Origin of the sequence: Pseudomonas sp. ML96 (assembly GCF_000761545.1) — a bacterium.
In the GTDB taxonomy this organism is placed as follows: Bacteria; Pseudomonadota; Gammaproteobacteria; order Pseudomonadales; family Pseudomonadaceae; genus Aquipseudomonas.
The window spans coordinates 223,544-239,157 of sequence record NZ_JPMY01000006.1 but is presented as its reverse complement, the minus strand read 5'-3'; the positions used below and the strand labels follow the sequence as shown (position 1 = coordinate 239,157).

General features: G+C 68.3%; 15 protein-coding genes. 2 read left to right on the top strand and 13 right to left on the bottom strand.

The genetic code is table 11. The annotated features are described in order from the left end of the window. A complete protein-coding gene (locus tag IP89_RS05145) occupies positions 1–618 on the top strand; it encodes a glutathione S-transferase (RefSeq protein ID WP_043308111.1) in 618 nt (205 codons plus the stop codon). Here IP89_RS05145 and IP89_RS05140 read toward each other — a convergent pair. The 8 genes from IP89_RS05140 to creC form a co-directional block, all read right to left on the bottom strand. Beyond that, on the bottom strand, positions 606–1,139 hold the full coding sequence (locus IP89_RS05140) for a hypothetical protein (RefSeq protein WP_043308109.1): 534 nt from the start codon (positions 1,137–1,139) through the stop codon (positions 606–608). The genes IP89_RS05145 and IP89_RS05140 overlap by 13 nt on opposite strands. Then, entirely contained in the window at positions 1,136–1,402 is a 267-nt protein-coding gene (locus tag IP89_RS05135; protein ID WP_043308108.1) for a hypothetical protein, read from the bottom strand. The genes IP89_RS05140 and IP89_RS05135 overlap by 4 nt, the downstream gene beginning before the upstream one ends. Before the next feature lie 118 nt (positions 1,403–1,520). Further along, a complete protein-coding gene (locus tag IP89_RS05130; RefSeq protein WP_043308230.1) occupies positions 1,521–1,823 on the bottom strand; it encodes a hypothetical protein in 303 nt (100 codons plus the stop codon). A 48-nt stretch (positions 1,824–1,871) separates the two neighbouring features. Continuing rightward, complete coding sequence (gene creD / locus IP89_RS05125; RefSeq protein WP_043308107.1) at positions 1,872–3,224, bottom strand: cell envelope integrity protein CreD; 1,353 nt, start codon at positions 3,222–3,224, stop codon at positions 1,872–1,874. 275 nt (positions 3,225–3,499) lie between these two features. Further along, positions 3,500–3,934, bottom strand: a complete 435-nt coding sequence (locus IP89_RS05120; RefSeq protein ID WP_043308106.1) for a CBS domain-containing protein — start codon at positions 3,932–3,934, stop codon at positions 3,500–3,502. Positions 3,935–4,026: 92 nt separating this feature from the next. Continuing rightward, positions 4,027–5,022, bottom strand: a complete 996-nt coding sequence (locus IP89_RS05115; protein ID WP_043308105.1) for a hypothetical protein — start codon at positions 5,020–5,022, stop codon at positions 4,027–4,029. After that, the gene (locus IP89_RS05110; RefSeq protein ID WP_043308103.1) at positions 5,022–5,297 is read right to left on the bottom strand and encodes a hypothetical protein; all 276 of its coding nucleotides are present in this window, start codon (positions 5,295–5,297) and stop codon (positions 5,022–5,024) included. The genes IP89_RS05115 and IP89_RS05110 overlap by 1 nt, the downstream gene beginning before the upstream one ends. An 82-nt stretch (positions 5,298–5,379) precedes the next feature. Beyond that, on the bottom strand, positions 5,380–6,801 hold the full coding sequence (gene creC / locus IP89_RS05105) for a two-component system sensor histidine kinase CreC (protein ID WP_043308102.1): 1,422 nt from the start codon (positions 6,799–6,801) through the stop codon (positions 5,380–5,382). A gap of 240 nt (positions 6,802–7,041) precedes the next feature. On the opposite strand from creC, the gene IP89_RS05100 reads away from it, so the two are divergent. Next, positions 7,042–10,857 (top strand): AAA family ATPase, encoded by a 3,816-nt coding sequence (locus IP89_RS05100; protein ID WP_043308101.1) that lies wholly within the window; start codon positions 7,042–7,044, stop codon positions 10,855–10,857. On the opposite strand, the gene creB is transcribed toward IP89_RS05100, so the two are convergent. From creB to IP89_RS05075, 5 genes are all read right to left on the bottom strand, one after another. Next, positions 10,854–11,546, bottom strand: a complete 693-nt coding sequence (gene creB, locus IP89_RS05095) for a two-component system response regulator CreB (protein ID WP_043308099.1) — start codon at positions 11,544–11,546, stop codon at positions 10,854–10,856. The two genes, IP89_RS05100 and creB, sit on opposite strands and share 4 nt — an antisense overlap. Before the next feature lie 225 nt (positions 11,547–11,771). After that, complete coding sequence (locus IP89_RS05090; protein ID WP_052080959.1) at positions 11,772–12,878, bottom strand: hypothetical protein; 1,107 nt, start codon at positions 12,876–12,878, stop codon at positions 11,772–11,774. Positions 12,879–12,998: 120 nt separating this feature from the next. Next, entirely contained in the window at positions 12,999–13,826 is an 828-nt protein-coding gene (locus IP89_RS05085) for a hypothetical protein (protein ID WP_156114987.1), read from the bottom strand. 11 nt (positions 13,827–13,837) lie between these two features. Further along, the gene (locus tag IP89_RS05080) at positions 13,838–14,041 is read right to left on the bottom strand and encodes a hypothetical protein (RefSeq protein ID WP_043308097.1); all 204 of its coding nucleotides are present in this window, start codon (positions 14,039–14,041) and stop codon (positions 13,838–13,840) included. Positions 14,042–14,258: 217 nt separating this feature from the next. Next, positions 14,259–15,506, bottom strand: a complete 1,248-nt coding sequence (locus IP89_RS05075) for an HD-GYP domain-containing protein (RefSeq protein WP_043308096.1) — start codon at positions 15,504–15,506, stop codon at positions 14,259–14,261. Positions 15,507–15,614 lie beyond the last annotated feature (108 nt).

Here is a 15,614-nt window from a genome sequence, read left to right as displayed (position 1 = left end):
ATGAGCACCATGACCCTGTTCCACTCCCCCGCCTCGCCCTTCGTGCGCAAGGTGATGGTGCTGCTTCACGAAACCGGGCAGACCGCGCGCGTGGCCCTGCATGAGGTGCAACTGACGCCGGTGACGCCCAGCGAGGCGGTGGTAGCTGATAACCCGGCCGGTAAGATTCCGGCGCTGCGCCTGGCCGATGGCAGCGTGCTGCACGACAGCCGGGTGATCCTCGACTACCTCGACAGCCAGCACGTCGGCGAGCCGCTGATACCTGCCGGCAGCGCGCGCTGGCGGCGCCTGACCCTGGCCTCGTTGGCCGACGCCATCCTCGATGCCGCCGTGCTGCTGCGCTACGAGATCTTCCTGCGCCCCGAGGACAAGCGCTGGGACCAGTGGCAGGCGGCGCAGCAGGACAAGATCGAACGAGCCCTGGCCTACTTCGAACGCGACTGCCTGGCGGAGATCGACAGCCGCTTCGACATCGCCGCCATCGGACTGGCCTGCGCCCTAGGCTACCTCGACCTGCGCCAGCCGCAGCTGGGCTGGCGCGAGCGCTTCCCCGGCCTGGCCAACTGGTATGCGGATGTCAGCCAGCGGCCGTCGATGCAAGCGACTCAACCGAAGTAACCGAAGACGATCAGCCCCTCCCGCGGCAACAGCAGCAGCGCGCCCTCCTCTTTCTCGCTGTAGTAGTTGCCCTCTTCCTGGCTGGCACGGCTGATGCGTTCGCTTAGCTCATCGTCGGCATCGGCGCATTGCAGGCCGAGCCAGATCGGGCTCAGGTCCCCGCCCTCATCTACCGGGACCGGTGTGGCCTGCCAGGGCTGGTAGTGGTAGTAGTCGCGGTCCGGGTAGCCGCGCGCCTGCCGGGCCTCCTGCAGCACTGCCAGGCCCTCGCGGCGCAGGCGGCCGCGCAGGCCCGGTGCCATCTTCAGCACCGCTATTCCGCAGCCCTCGCGAATCCCGCTCTCGCCGCCGACCAGCACTACCCCATCCACCTCCAGCTGGGCCGGCAGCGCGTCGACCGCGGAGTTGCGCTCGAGCATCTTGTAGCCCACGTAAAGCAGCAGGAGCAGCCAGAACCACAGCATCACACCGCGATACAGCAGCTTGCCGAGCACCCAGAACAACATCTTCATCTGATTCATGTCGGCCATCCGTAGCAATAGAACAACCAGTACAGCAGCAACGCTGCGCCTCCCAATACAGCCCCCAAGGTGTAGGGCCCAGCCGGGCGCCGCACGTAGGGCGCCTGCAGCACCAGGCTGACCACCGCCAGCGGCGTGAAGAAGCCGTTGAGCGGCCAGGACGGCAGCAGCTGGCCGAGCATCACGGTAAGCAGGTAAACCAGAGTGCTGCCAGCCATCAGCCCCGCCGTGCAGAGCCAGGCGGGGCCCGGTATCAACGGCATGGCGGGCTCTCCCGCCGCAGGACACGCACAGGCTTTCCGGGCTGGGGAAACAGCCGAGCGATGCGCTGCGCCAGCTGGTGGCCCAGGCGCGCCTCCTCGCGCAAACCGACATGCCCGCTCATGCGCGGTACCACAGGCGGAAGAAGCCGGCGGCCAGCAGCAGGGCGATCTGCGCCAGGGCCACGCACAGTTGCAGGAAGGACCGCACGCTGGCGTTGCCGGCGGCATCGGGGATACCGGTCAGGCCGTCCCAGAAGCCGCCCGGCAGCAGCGCCAGGGCGACACTGGCCAGCGGCCGGCCGCTGAGGTTGAGGCCGTGGATCAGGTCGAACTGACCGAAGAACATCAAGCCGATCAGCAGCACCCCGGCAACCACCAGGCCGAGGGCGAAACAGGCAGAAAACTGCATCAGCAGGCGAATCATGGCGAATACCTCGCGAGGCGCGACCAAGGCCGCGCCGGTAGGGAATCAGGCGGCGGTCGCGGTCGGCTTGGCCAGGCCGTACCAGTCGAGTTTGCGGGTCAGCACCATCACCGCGGCGAGCAGGCCGAACACCAGCAGCGAGCCCATCAGCAACGCGTAGTCCTCGGCCGACAGCAGGGCGTAGAGCATCGCGTAGAGCCCGGCCAGGGCAGCGGTGAAGCCGGCGCCGCGCAGCCAGCTGTGCAGCACGTGACTGACGTAGAAACCGATCAGCAGCACGCAGGCGGAAGCTGCCAGGGCATAGGCCTGGGCGAAGGCCATGTGCTCGGCCAGCGACAGCAGCAGCAGGTAGAACATCGCTAGAGACAGGCCGACCAGGCCGTACTGCACCGGGTGCACGGCCAGGCGCTTGAGCACCTCGAAGAGGAAGAAGCCGGCGAAGGTCAGGGCGATGAACAGCAGCGCGTACTTCAACGCGCGGTCGCTCTTCAGGTACTGGTCCACCGGGTCGACGAAGCTGACGCCGAACTGGCGGCCGAGGAAGGCGTTGCACTCGCCGGCGCTGGCGCAATCGCCCAGGGCCTCCTCCATGTTGGTGGCGAAGAAACTGGTCTGCCAGCGCGCGCTGAAGCCGTTGGCGGTGATCTCGCGCTCGCTCGGCAGGTACTCGCCGATGAAGCTCGGGTGCGGCCAGTCGGCGCTCAGGTCGACCTGGGTCTCACGGCCGACCGGGGCGATGCTCAGCTCGCCGGTGCCCTGCAGCAGCAGGTCGAAGGCGAAGTCCAGACGCTGGCCCTGGTGGATGTCGGCCACCGCCATCGGCAGCGGCGCATGCACGCCGGCGCCGAGCATCGAGTCGGCGCTACCCGGCTGGAACGGCAGCTTGCGCCCGCCCTGCTCCAGCACCAGGTTGTTCTTGATGCCGCGGATATCGCTGATGCCGACGCTGACGAAGGGCTCGCTGAAGGTGTAGTCACCGATGTCCTCGGTGACGCCGAAGTTGGCGGGGATCTGGAAATGCCCGGAGAGCCGGCTGTTGCTGTGGAACAGGCGCGCCTGGTAGATGCCGCGGGCACGCAGCTCGGTGCTGATCTCGCCGCCGATGGCCAGACGCTCCGGCAGGAAGTACACGCGGCCGCTCACCTCGCTCTCTTCGAGGTAGCGCTGGCCGGTCTTCTCGTGGGTTTTCCACTCGCGCACGGTCTTGCGATAGGGCGCGACCAGCAACGGGCCGATGATTTTCTGGCTGTAGCTGGAGCTGCGGGCGATGTCTTCCAGCACGCCATCGCGCAGCTCCTGACGCTCCTCGACCATGCCGTCGATCATGATGATCGGGACCATCAGCAGCAGGATCAGTACGGCGATGGCGCCGAGCTTGATCAATAGATTGCGGTTCATTGGGACTCTCCTTGGGTTGGACCGTGGGGAGAGTCTCGACGGCGCCCGTGGCGGCGCCGTGCGAGGACTGTGGAGCCTGTGTGGAGTTTGTGTGGAGTCGCCCACCAGGCGTGCTAGAGCCAGGCTAGGCGCAACGACCAACGGGAGTAACAGCCGAAGGCTGGCCCGAAGGGCGAGCGCCGCGAGTCAGGAAGCCGAAGGAGCGGAGTTTACCGTGAGTAAATGAGCATCCTGAGGCTGCCTTCAACGACGCATGGCCGACGCGCGGCGCGTGGTCACTCGCCGCGGATGTATTGCTCCAGCTGCTGGATAAGACTGGCCTGGTCGTCGATGGTCTGCTTGACCAGGTCACCGATCGACAGCATGCCGATCAGCTCGCCGTCGGCCAGCACCGGCAGGTGGCGCAGGCGGCGATCGCTCATCAGCTGCAGGCAGTGCTGCACGCTGTCACGCGGACCGACGCTGATCACATCGGCGGTCATGATGTCGCTGACCTTGGCATCGAAGGCCGCGCGCTCCAGCTCGGCCAGCTTGCGCACGTAGTCACGCTCGCTGACGATCCCCACCACGCGCCCGCCGGCCATCACCAGCAGCGCACCGATCTTCTTCTCCGCCAACAGCTTGACCGTATCGAGCACCGAGACATCCGGGGCGACGTGATGGACGTAGGCACTTGGCTTGCTTCTGAGCAGTTCGGCAACGGTCTTCATGCAACGCCTCTCCAGGCTGTGTTGTTGTTCTGCACCAAGCAGGATTTCTGCCAGCCCTCATCCGGCCGGCCTGAAACGAAGAATAGACCAGCTCAGTCGAGACTCCGCTGCAAGGCCGCAAGGTCGAGTTGCGCCACCGCCTGGCGCAGCTTCAGGCCCAGTTCGCTGTCGTTGAGAAAGCCCTTGTTGACCACGCTGATGGTCAGCAACTGCACGCTGCTCGGCGGTAGGTCGGGCTGGAAGTAAGCCGGTTCGAAAGTCACGTAGTAGACCGCATCGGGGTCGCTACAAGCGGCGAACAGGCCGCGCGCGGAGCTGCTATGGCAGGTCGGCGAGCGCCGCTCGGCCTCACTCATGGCGTCGAGCGCCTGCTGCTTGAGCGCCGCCGTGCCCTGCCACTGCTGGATGAACTGCTGCAGCTGGTGGCGGCTCTCGGCGTCCGTGGCGTCGGCCAGCTGCTGTTGCAGACTGACGATGTGCTCGCGCTCGCTGGCCAGCAAACCCTCCAGGTAGCGCTGCCGGCTGACATGGGCGAACGGTTTGCGCCCGGGCTTGTGCAACACCACCACATCCTTGCTGCCGATCTGCAGCACCGGCATGCCCTGCAGGCGCCGCGGCTTGACTGTCAGCTGGTAGTAGTCGCCGCGCGCATCCTTGCCCACCGCGTAGCCGAACAGCGCGGCCTGGTCGTTGACCCGCATCTCGACCGCCGGGCCCTCGCCAATACCGCGCAGCGCACCGCTCGAATCGCGCTCGCTGCGCGCCGGATCGACCCGACGCACCAACAAATGCGCCCAGCCGCCGGCGGGCGCGCTGGGCAATGCCGCCGGTTGCTCGAACAGGCGCGCGCTCTGATCGATGGCGAAGCCGCGCAGCGGCGCCAGCGCAGGCGTGCCGCGCAACTGGCCAAGCAGTTGCTCCAGGCGCCCACGCAGTTGCGGCGCCTGCTCCCTGGGCAGTGGCGTGCCCTGGATATCGAAACCCAGTGGGCCAACCGCACCACGCGCGTCGTTCAGGCTGCTGGCGGCCTGGGCTGGAAATACGAGGCTCAGCCCCAGCAGCAGGCCGAAAATTCCTACGCCACGCATCACCAGACCTCGGCGTCTTCGGCAGCCGGCTCGGCACTGGTCGACGGCTGGCTGGGCGCGTCAGTCGTATCGCCGGTGTAGCCCGTATCGCGACGCTGCGCGGTGCCCTGGGCCACGCCCTGTACGGCGCGAACCGCCAGGCCCTGGTCGGTGCTGCTGAGCGAGGTTTCCTGCATGGCGCGGCTGAGCACGTCGCCGAGCAGGGCGTTCTGCCCGGAACCGGAGCAGCCGCCGAGCAGGGAGGAAAGAACAACGAGGGAAAGCGAACGGATCATGCTGGGCTCCTGGAACGTGGCGGCCGGCATGCGCCGGCCTGGTCGGGAGCCACAGTCTCTGCGGTCAGCGTTCGCGGATCGTTCAGGTCGGTATATACAGGCTGGCGCGCACGCCACCCTCAACATTGCCCAGGGCCAGTTCGCCGCCATGCAGCAGCGCCACCTCCTGCACGAAGTTGAGCCCCAGACCGGTGCTCTTGCGCCCACTCGCGGGGCGCGGCAGCGAGTAGAAGCGCTCGGTCAGACGCGGCAGGGCGTACTCGGGAATCGCCTCGCCCTGATTGAACAGCGCTAGCGCCACCATGCCCTCGCGCGACTCAGCGCTGAAGCGCAGCAGGCCTCCGGCCGGGGTGAAGTCGAGGGCGTTGTCGAGCAGGTTGGCCAGCGCCTGGCGCAGCAGGAAGCGCTCGCCCTGCACGATCAGGCCCGCCGGGATGGCGTTCTCCACCTGCAGTGCGGCGGCCTCGATGCGCGCCGCCTGGCCCCGGCGCAGTTCCTCGACCAGATCGTGCAGATCGACCGGCACGCGCTCCTCCAGGCCCTGGCGCTGTTCCACCAGCGCCAGGTTGAGCAGGCGCTCGATCAGTTGCTGCAGCCGCGCGCCCTCGCTGGCGATGTTGGCCACGAAACGCTGGCGCTGCTCGGCCGGCATCTCGCTTTCCAGCAGTTCGGCAGCGCCACGGATCGCCGCCAGCGGGCTCTTCAGCTCATGGGTCAGGGTGTGCACGTACTGCTCGACGTAGGCCTTGCCCTCCAGCTCGGTGCGCATCTTCTGCACCGCTTCGGCCAGTTGTTTCAGTTCGCCGCCACGCAGCTCCGGCAGCGCCGCGCGCTCGCCTCGGCTGACCGCGCCGGCATAGCGGGTCAGCTTGCGCAGCGAGCCGCTGAGCCACCAGGACAGCACGCCGCCGATCAGCAGGCCGAGGGCGATCAACCCCGCGCCGAGCCAACCCAGGCGGCGCTGCGAGCGCTCGATATAGGGCTGCAGCGAGCTGTTCGGCTTGGCCACCGAGACCACGCCGATGATCTGGCCGTCGTCCTTGATCGGCGCCGCCACGTACATCACCGAGCTGTTTTCGTCGGCCGGATCCTCGCGGGTGGAACGCGCGCCGTACTGACCGCGCAGGGTCAGCAGTACATCGTTCCAGCGCGAATAGTCCTGGCCGACGGCGACACCGCTGGAGTCGAGCAGGACCACGCCGCGGGCGTCGGTGACATAGATGCGGTGGCTCACCGCGCTCTTCTCCACGCCCCAGATCTGCGCCTGCGGCTGGCGCAGGCCATAGGCCTTGAGCAGCTCGGGCCAGCGGCTCTGCTGCAGGCGCGTGTGCTTCACGTCATCGCGCAGGATCTCGGCCAGCAGGTTGGCGGTGTCGACCAGGGTCTCCTCGGTGGACTGGCGCACGCCGGGGCGGATCTCGTCCATCACCGTGCTCAGTACGAACCAGCCAGCCAGGCCGACGAAGAGGAAATACACCAGGAAGATGCGGACGCCTAACGGCATGACGGTACTCCGACGAGCAACGAACGGGGACGGGGCATCGGGACTTCCTTGTACGGTGGGCAGCGAGCGGACGACCGGAGAGTCGCGGGCGCCGTGCTTCGGTGGCAAAATGGCCGCGCGGTCATGGCCGGAACGCCCACAGGGCGATAGAACGCGAACGACAAGGCCAGCATACCGCACAACCGAACCGGATCTGCCCCACTCGCCAGAGCCCGCGCCACCAGGCCGGGAAGCTTCGACATGGATGCTGTCACTTCTACCGCGCCGCTGTGCCTGAACCTGCTCGGGCGTTTCTCCGTCGCCTGGCGCGACCAGCCGCTGGACGGTTTCAACTACGACAAGATGCGCGCCCTGCTCGCCTACCTGAGCCTGGAACATCAGCGCGAACACAGCCGCGAAACCCTCGCCGCCCTGCTCTGGGAATCCAGCCCGGCCAGCACCTGGCGTGGCAACCTGCGCCGTACCCTGTCCGACCTGCGCCGCGTGCTGGAGACTCCGACCGGCCTGGAGTTGTTCGACGCCGGCAAGAACAGCCTGCGCTTCCTGCCCCAAGGGCGCATCGATGCCCTGCGCTTCCTGCAGGCACCGCAGCACTGCGCCGAGAGCCCGGCCTGCCAGCTCTGTCCGAGCTGCATCGACGAACTGGAGGAAGCTGCGGCGCTGTACCGCGGCGACTTCCTCGCCGGCCTCGACCTGGCCGACTGCCCGGACTTCGAGGACTGGCTGCTGCTGCAGCGCGAGTCTCTACGCTGCCATGCCCTGGCCCTGCTGGAACACTTGAGCAACCACTTCGAGCAGCGCGGCGAGCTGCAGCGCGCCCTGCCCCACGCCCGCCGCCTGGTGGAAATCGATCCCTGGCAGGAAGGCGGCCAGCAACGCCTGATGCGCCTGCTGGCGCTCAACGGGCAGAGCGCCGCCGCCCTGTCGCAGTACGAGAGCTTCCGCAACCAGCTGTGGAAAGAGCTCGGCGTGCACCCGAGCAAGGAATGCCAGGCCCTGCAGCAACGCATTCGCCAGGGCGAGCTGCGCCCCGTGCCACAGGCGCCGGAGCCCCGCCCAGTGGCCCTGCCGCCGCCTCCCGCCGAGCTACGCCAGGTCACCGTGCTGTATTGCGAGATTTCCACCGCCGCCAGTGCCGACCCGGAAGAGGCCCTGGCCCTGCTGGCCGGGCCCCAGGCGCAGTGCGCCCAGGTCATTCGCGCTCACGGCGGCTACCTGGTGCAAGCCCACGGCGGCGGCCTGCTGGCCTACTTCGGCTACCCCCAGGCACGTGAGGACGCCGCACGCATCGCCGTGCTCGCCGCCCTGTCGCTGGCCGCTGCCTGCGAGCCGGCGCAGGTGCGCTGCGGCCTGCACACCGGGCAGATCGTCACCGCCCCGGGCCAGCAGATGCCCGACGCCACCGGCTTCACCTCCGACCTGGCGATCCAGGTGCGCCAGCTCGCTGGCTACCAGGAAGTGACCCTGAGCAGCGCCACCTTCCGCCTGGTGCAGGGCTACTTCCGCTGCATGCCGCTGCAGCTGTGCCTGCTCGGCAGCGGCGCCAGCGCCGGCACCATCTACCGCGCCGAGGCCGCCAGCTCGGCGCGCCATCGCCTGGCCGCACAGCCGCAACTGACCCCGCTGGTCGGCCGCGATGACGAGCTGCGCCAGCTCCTCGAACACTGGCAGCAGGTACATGAACAGCAACGTGGGCGCGCCCTGTTGCTGTGCGGTGACCCCGGCGTCGGCAAGTCGCGCCTGGTCCACGAGCTGGGCCGCCAGCTGCCGAGCACCCTGCCCGGCCACCAGGTGGAACTGCGCTGCCTGCAGCCACACCGTAGCGACCCGCTATACCCCTGCGCCGAGCTGATCCGCAGCCTGGCCGGTTTCGCCCCGGGCAGCAGCCCGGAGCAGCGCTACCAGCGTCTATGCGAGGTGTTGCAAGTATTTGCTCTGGACGCTGAGAGCCGCGACCTGGTCGCCGACCTGCTCGGCCTGCCGCTGCCGGCGGATTCGCCGGTACGTGCGCTACCGGGCGACCTGTGGCGCGAGCGCATGCTCGAGACGCTGCTGAGCATCGTCTTCGCCAACCGCCAGCAGCCGCTGCTCCTGGTACTGGAGGATGCGCACTGGGCCGACTCCTCGACCCTGCAGCTGTTCGAGCGCCTGCTGCGTGCGCCCTGGCAGCGCCCGTTGCTGCTGCTGATCACCGCCCGTCCGGAGTTCGCCGCGCAGCCCTGGATCGCCGCCGGCGCGCACCAGCTGGAGCTGCCGCACCTCAGCCCCGAGCTGGCCCGCGGCATGGTCAGCGGCCTGGCCGAGGGCCTCGAACGCCACGAGCTGCAACGCATCCTGGCGCTGGCCGACGGCGTGCCGCTGTTCATCGAGGAGCTGGTGCAATGGGCCGCCAGCGAGGGCACCGGGCAGGACATCCCGCTGACCCTCAACGACCTGCTGATGGCGCGCATCGACCTGCTCGGCGGCGCCCGCGCCACCGCGCAACTGGCTGCCAGCATCGGCCGCGAGTTCCATATCGAGCTACTCGAAGCGCTGCACGAGGGCGAGCCGGCGCAGCTGCACCAACACCTCAAGGATCTGCTGCACAGCGGCCTGGTCAATCCGGGCATGCAGTCCACCCTGTACCAGTTCAAGCACGCGCTGATCCACCAGGCGGCCTACCTGTCGCAGACCCGCGCCCAGCGTCGGCGCAACCACGCACGCATCGCCGAGATCCTGCGCCAGCGCTTCCCGGCCCGCGCCCAGCATGCGCCGGGCCAGGTTGCCCACCACCTCGGCGAAGCCGGCCTGCATGCCGAGGCCATCAGCCACTGGCAGCAGGCAAGCAATAATGCCCGGCGCATCTCGGCCAACCGCGAGGCTGCCGAATGCCTGCAGCGCGCGCTCGAGTACCTGGCCGAACTGCCGGCCGACAGCAGCCGCGACCGCCAGGAACTGGAGCTGCAGCTGGCCCTCGGCACGGTGCTCAACTCGGCCGACGGCTACGGCGCGGCCACCACCCTGGCCGCCTTCGCCCGGGCCCACGCGCTCGGTGCGCAGGTCGACGACCCGGAAGTGCGCTTCCGCACCCTGTTCGGCATCTGGGGCGGCGCCGGCTCCGAGCAGACCCATGACCATGTGCGCGAGCTGGGCCGTCAGGTGCTGGAGGCGGCGCAGCACACCGGCCGCCCGGTGCACCTGCTGATCGGCCAGAACTGCTGCCTGGTCGGCTCCTTCTGGGGCGCGCCGCTACGCGAGTCGCGCTCCCTGGCCGAGGCGATGATCGCCTGCTGCGAGCCGCAGGCCCGCCTGGAATGCCTGCGTGACTATGGCGAGGACCCGCTGGTCAACGCGCGCAACTACCTGCTGCTCGGTCTGTGGGTCGCCGGCCAGGCCGAGCGTGCACAGGCAGTCTGCGATGAGCTGCTGTCCGACGTGCGCGTCGGCGGCTTCGCCAATGCCGTGTGCTACTCGCTGGTGTTCACCTCGATGCTGCACTTCCTGCGGCGCGAGCCGCAGCAGGTGCTGGCCATGGCGGCGGAAACCATCGAGCTGTGCCAGCGCCACGGCCTGCAGGTGTGGCACGACATCGCCGACGTCATGGCTGGCTGGGCCCGCGTGGCCGGCGGTGATGCCAGCGGCATGGCCGATATCGAGCGCGGCGTGGCCGGCAATCGCCAGTCCATGTCGAGCATCGAGGTCACCCTCGGCACCCTGCAGCTCGACGCCTTGCTGCGCCTCGGTCGGTATGCCGAGCTAGTGCAGGAGGCCGAGCGTCTGGGCGAGATCGCCGAGCGCCGCGCTGATCGCTACCTGATGCCGGAAGTGCTGCGCCTGCGCGCCGAGGCCCTGCTGGCCCTGGGCCGCGAAGGTGAAATGGAGCCGCTACTGCAACACGCCGAAGAGCTGGCCGGTTACCTCGGCGCCGGCGCCTGGCACCTGCGCCTGGCCATGACCCGCCAGCGCTGGCAGCCGACGGAGGAAAACCGTGAGGCGTTGAGCCGGCGCGTGGCGGAGCTGGCGGCAAGTGCCGACCCGCGGGACCTGGCCGATGCCGAGGCACTGCTCGGCCGTTAAGCGCTCTTCGGGCTGTAGCTGTAGCCCAGGCCGCGGTGGGTCTGGATCGGCTCGGCGTCGGCCGCCACCTGGCGCAGCTTGGCGCGCAGGCTCTTGATGTGGCTGTCGATATTGCGCTCGTAGCCGGCATCGGCCGGCACGCCGAGGGCGTCGAGCAACTGCTCGCGGGCGAACACCCGCTCCGGCTGCGCCAGCAACGCCTGCAGCAGGCGGAACTCGTGGCGAGTCAGCACCAGTAGTTGTTCGCGATAGTGGATCTGCACCCGCTCGGCATCCACCCGGAACGGCCCGCCCGGGTCCGCCACCGGGATCGGTTCGGCCGCCCGCGGCGCCATGCGCTTGAGGATGGCGCGCACCCGCGCAGCCACCTCGCGCGGGCTGAAGGGCTTGACCACGTAGTCGTCGGCGCCGATCTCCAGGCCCACCACGCGGTCGATCTCGGCATCGCGTGCAGTGAGGAAGATCACCGGCACCTCGGAGAAACGCCGCAGGCGCTTGCAGGCCTCGAAGCCACTGATATCGGGCAGGCCGACATCGAGGATCAGCAGGTCGGCCGGCGTGCGCTGCTGGTACTCCAGCGCCGCCTCGGCGAGGTTCAGCCAGGTGGTGGTGAAGCCCTCGCCCTGCAGGGCGAACACCAGGGTGTCGGCAATCGCGGCTTCGTCTTCGACTATCAGAATGTGTGGCATGGCGTCCGTGCGGGCAGGCGTTCACTTGCCGGCAACTTGCCGCATGCCACCGGTAACGTCAATCGCGCCCCGCAACGTACAGGCCACTGAGGTACACCAGCAGCCACACCAGGGCGATCAGCCATTGCTCCATGGCACTTTCTCCTCGCTGAAATAGGTGGGCGACATCCCTGTCCTCCCGTGACAACGCTTGCAATGGATGGGCACCGTCCCTGGCGCCCGAACTCAGGAAAATGGCCAGCGCGGGCGCACGCTGGCGATGAAAGCGCGCTCGCCCTCCAATTGGCCGACCAGCAGCTGGCCGTCGGCGCTGATGCCGTTGACCTGCGTCACCGGCACTGCGGCCGCAGCCAGGGAATGCTCGTAGAGCCAGGACTCGACGCAGCGCATACCGTCGGCGGCACTCCAGACGAAGCCACGCTCGCCTTCGTCGGCATCGCCGTCGCTGGCCACGCCGACCACCACCGCACCATCGGCGCTGACCGCATTGGCCCGCGATACCAGGCCGCCGTTCAGGCCACCCAGGCTGCGCATACCGGTCTCCTCGCGCCAGACGAAAGCACGCAAGGCCTCGCCGGCATGGCCGTCGCTGGCCACACCGACAATGGTGCTGCCGTCGGCGCTGATCGCCGTGGCGCTGGAGTAGTGGCCACCGTTCAGGGTGCCCAGGCTGCGCAGCCCTTCCTGCTCGGTCCAGCGCACCGCTCGCCGGGCATTGTCACGGGCGCCGTCGTCGGCGTAGCCAGCAATCACTCGGCCGTTGGCGCTGATCGCACAGGCATGGCTGGTAAGGCCGCCATTGAGCACGCCGAGGCTGCGCATGCCGCTGGCGAAGGTCCAGTAGAAGCCGCGGCAGGCGTGGCCGATGGCACCGTCGGCGGCATCACCGACCACCACCAGACCGTCCGCGCTGCAGGCATAGGCATGCGAGTAGCGGCCAAAGTTGAGGGCGCCCAGGGTGTGCAGGCCGCCCTGGCGGGTCCAGCGGAAAGCGCGGTCGGCACCCTCGGCCGCGCCATCCTCTGCGGTACCGACCACCACCCGGCCATAGGCGCTGATGCCCTCGGCCGCGCAGTAGCGCCCACCGTTCAGCCCGGCCAGGCGCTGCAGGCCACCGGCGCGGGTCCAGACGAATGCGCTCAGGCTCAGGGCATCGGCCGGGTCGGCGAACATGCCGACCACATGCTGGCCGTCGGCGCTGACCGCGGTTACGCGCAGATAGCCATCGCCCGCCGCGCCGGCGATACGTTCCAGGCCGATGAACTCGGGCTCCGCCGCGAGCAGCCGGGCGGTCAGCGCGGAGCTGCTCGGCCAGGCCAGTAAATCTCTCATCCTTGTCACCATTGGGTTGCTTGTTAGGCGCAGGCGGCGCTCCCCTCATTCCCGCGCTCCCGACACGGAAGCGCCGCCTGCCTCGATCATTTTCCACAGCACCGTTCGCCCAGCGTTCGCTCAACGCAGCGTGGGCTCCACCTGGCGCAGCAGCGCCTTCCAGTCGGTCAGAAACAGCACGCCGATCATCCGCCCGAGAGTGCCTGCCGGGTCCAGTTGGCGTTGCGGCATGCCACGCCATTCGCCAGAGACGCGCACCGTGAGGAACTGGATTTCGCCGGCCGGGCGGCCGGGGTCGAGCAGCTGCGGGTTGAGCCGGTAGCCGTAGCTCGGATCACTCAGGTACAGCGGCCGCCCGCTGTTGTTCAGCACCAGCATGTAGCCGCCACGGCGCTCGACCAGGGCGATGTCGTTCCAGCGCCCCACCGGTTTGCGGTTGCGCAGGTCGCCCAGCTCGTTGGCGCGCAGCTCGAGCATGGTCGCCTCGCCCGGCGTGCGGTAACGGCCGTCGGCCAGGCGCTGGGTATGCTTGTCGTCGAGGTTGAGCGGATAGGCGCCGATGATCACGCCCCCGGTAGCCGGCACGGGCATCGGACCGCCGCGTACCGGGCCCATGGCGCCGCCGACCGTGGTGCTGAAGCCGTGCGGCGCACGCAGCAGCGGATGGCGCAGCAACTCACCCTGCAAGCGCAGCAGCTTGCCGCGGATCTCCGCCACGCCGGGGCCGCTAGTGGGCCCGCCACCGCCGAAGGGCTTCTCCGGATACCAGCCGGGCGCCAAGCGCGACGGGTTGCCGGAAGCCGGACTCGGCCCGGCGCGCCAGTAATCGACGATGTACTGGGCATAGAAGGGTTCATCGGCATGGAACATGCGGGCGCCGCCGGCCTGGGCCTGCATGGCCCAGACCAGGCACGGCAACAGCGCCAGCCAGTGCAGAGATCGGCTCACCATCGGCACTCCTACGGCTGCGGCTTGGGCGCGCGGGGTGAGGTCGGCCGGTGGCGTTCGCGCTCGCCACTGTCCCCTGCGCGGCTGGAGTTAGCGGCGCTCTCGGCGGCACTTGGCGAGAAGCTGCGGCTCGCCGCGCCACCGGGCGTTTCGCCGGCCAGGCAGGTCATGCTGAAGGACAGGGCCAGAAGGGTTGAAACCAGTTGCTGAGACATAATGCTTTCCTCTTTCCTGAAGGAGTACGCCACCGACTTCCCAGCTGGTGGCCAGCCATGTCCCATCAGCGCGCAGCAGTGATGGAACATGCCCTCAGGCTGCGCGCATAGCGTTCACGATTCGTTCGCCCACGGCGCAGCCAGACGCAGGCCGACGGGCGGTCGCGTCTGTATGCGGAAACAGGAGAGAGCCTGGCGGCGGACGCCGCCACGCGGGTCAATCGAACAGCGAGCCCCTGCCGACCGGGATGCCCGACCAGAGTTCCTCGATGTTCTTGAAGCCCCACTCCTCGGCCGACTCGCGACCGATGATCTTGTCGCGGCCAACCAGCTTGGCCAGGTCGAGCACTTCCTGGGGAATCGGCATCTTCGAGCGGGCGGAGAAGAACACCTTGACCTTGGGCGTGAGCAGCGACTTCTCGTGCTGCTCCATGACCACGCCGAGGCGCCCGCTTTCCAGGCGCACCAGCGAGCCGATCGGGTAAATGCCCAAGGATTTGACGAAGGCCTGGAACAGCTGTGGATCGAAGTGGCCCTTCCATTCGGCCATCTTGCGGATCGACTCGGCCGGGTCCCAGCCCTTCTTGTACGGGCGATCCGAGGTGATCGCATCGTACACGTCGCAGATCGCGCCCATCCGTGCGAACAGGCTGATCTGCTCGCCGGCCAGGCGGTGCGGGTAGCCGGAGCCGTCGAACTTCTCGTGGTGGTGCAGGCACACGTCGAGCACCAGCGCGCTGATCTGCCGGCAGTCGAGCAGCATGCGCGCGCCAGCCTCGGGGTGGCTGCGCATGGTGCCGAACTCGGCGTCGGTGAGCTTGCCCGGCTTGTTGAGGATGCTGTCGGGGATCGCCATCTTGCCGATGTCGTGCAGCAGGCCGGCCTCGCCGGCCTCGCGCACCTGCAGCTCGGACAGGCCGAGCTGGCGCGCCATGGCGATCATCAGGGCGCAGACCGCCACCGAGTGCATGTAGGTGTATTCGTCGCTGGTCTTCAGCCGCGCCAGGCTGATCAGCGCGTTGGGGTGGCGCAGCACCGAGTCGGAGATTTCCTTGACCAGCTCGCCGACGCCGTCCAGCGAAACGGCCTGGCCCATGCGCGCGTCGCTGAACATCTGCACCACGGCTTCTTTGGACTGGGCGCACAGCTTGACCGCGCGTTGAACTTCATCCTCGAGGCTGGCGCGCGCCGGCGGCAGCTCGCTCTCGGCCGCGGCCTGCAGACGCTGCTCGGCCTCTGCCTCGACTTCGGCGACGCTCTGGCTGACCTGCCCGGCCGGAATATCGAGGCCCTTGCTCACGTCGACCCAGACCTCGGTCACGTCGCTCTCGCGCACGCGCTGCAGGTCACGCTCGTTGTCGAGTAGAAAGCGCCCCTTCCAGAAGGGATGGTCCATCCATGAACCGCAGAACTCGTGGATGTACATGCCGACCAACAGATCGGAAACGGGAATGCGCTTGAGCACGATCAGTACCGAGGGTTCCTAGTAGGAATAGATGGAGCATAAGCCAGATTGCGACAAGGCATACTGCCATCAGTAAGGAGAGATAGCTGCAGATTTCAGCTGCCCGGC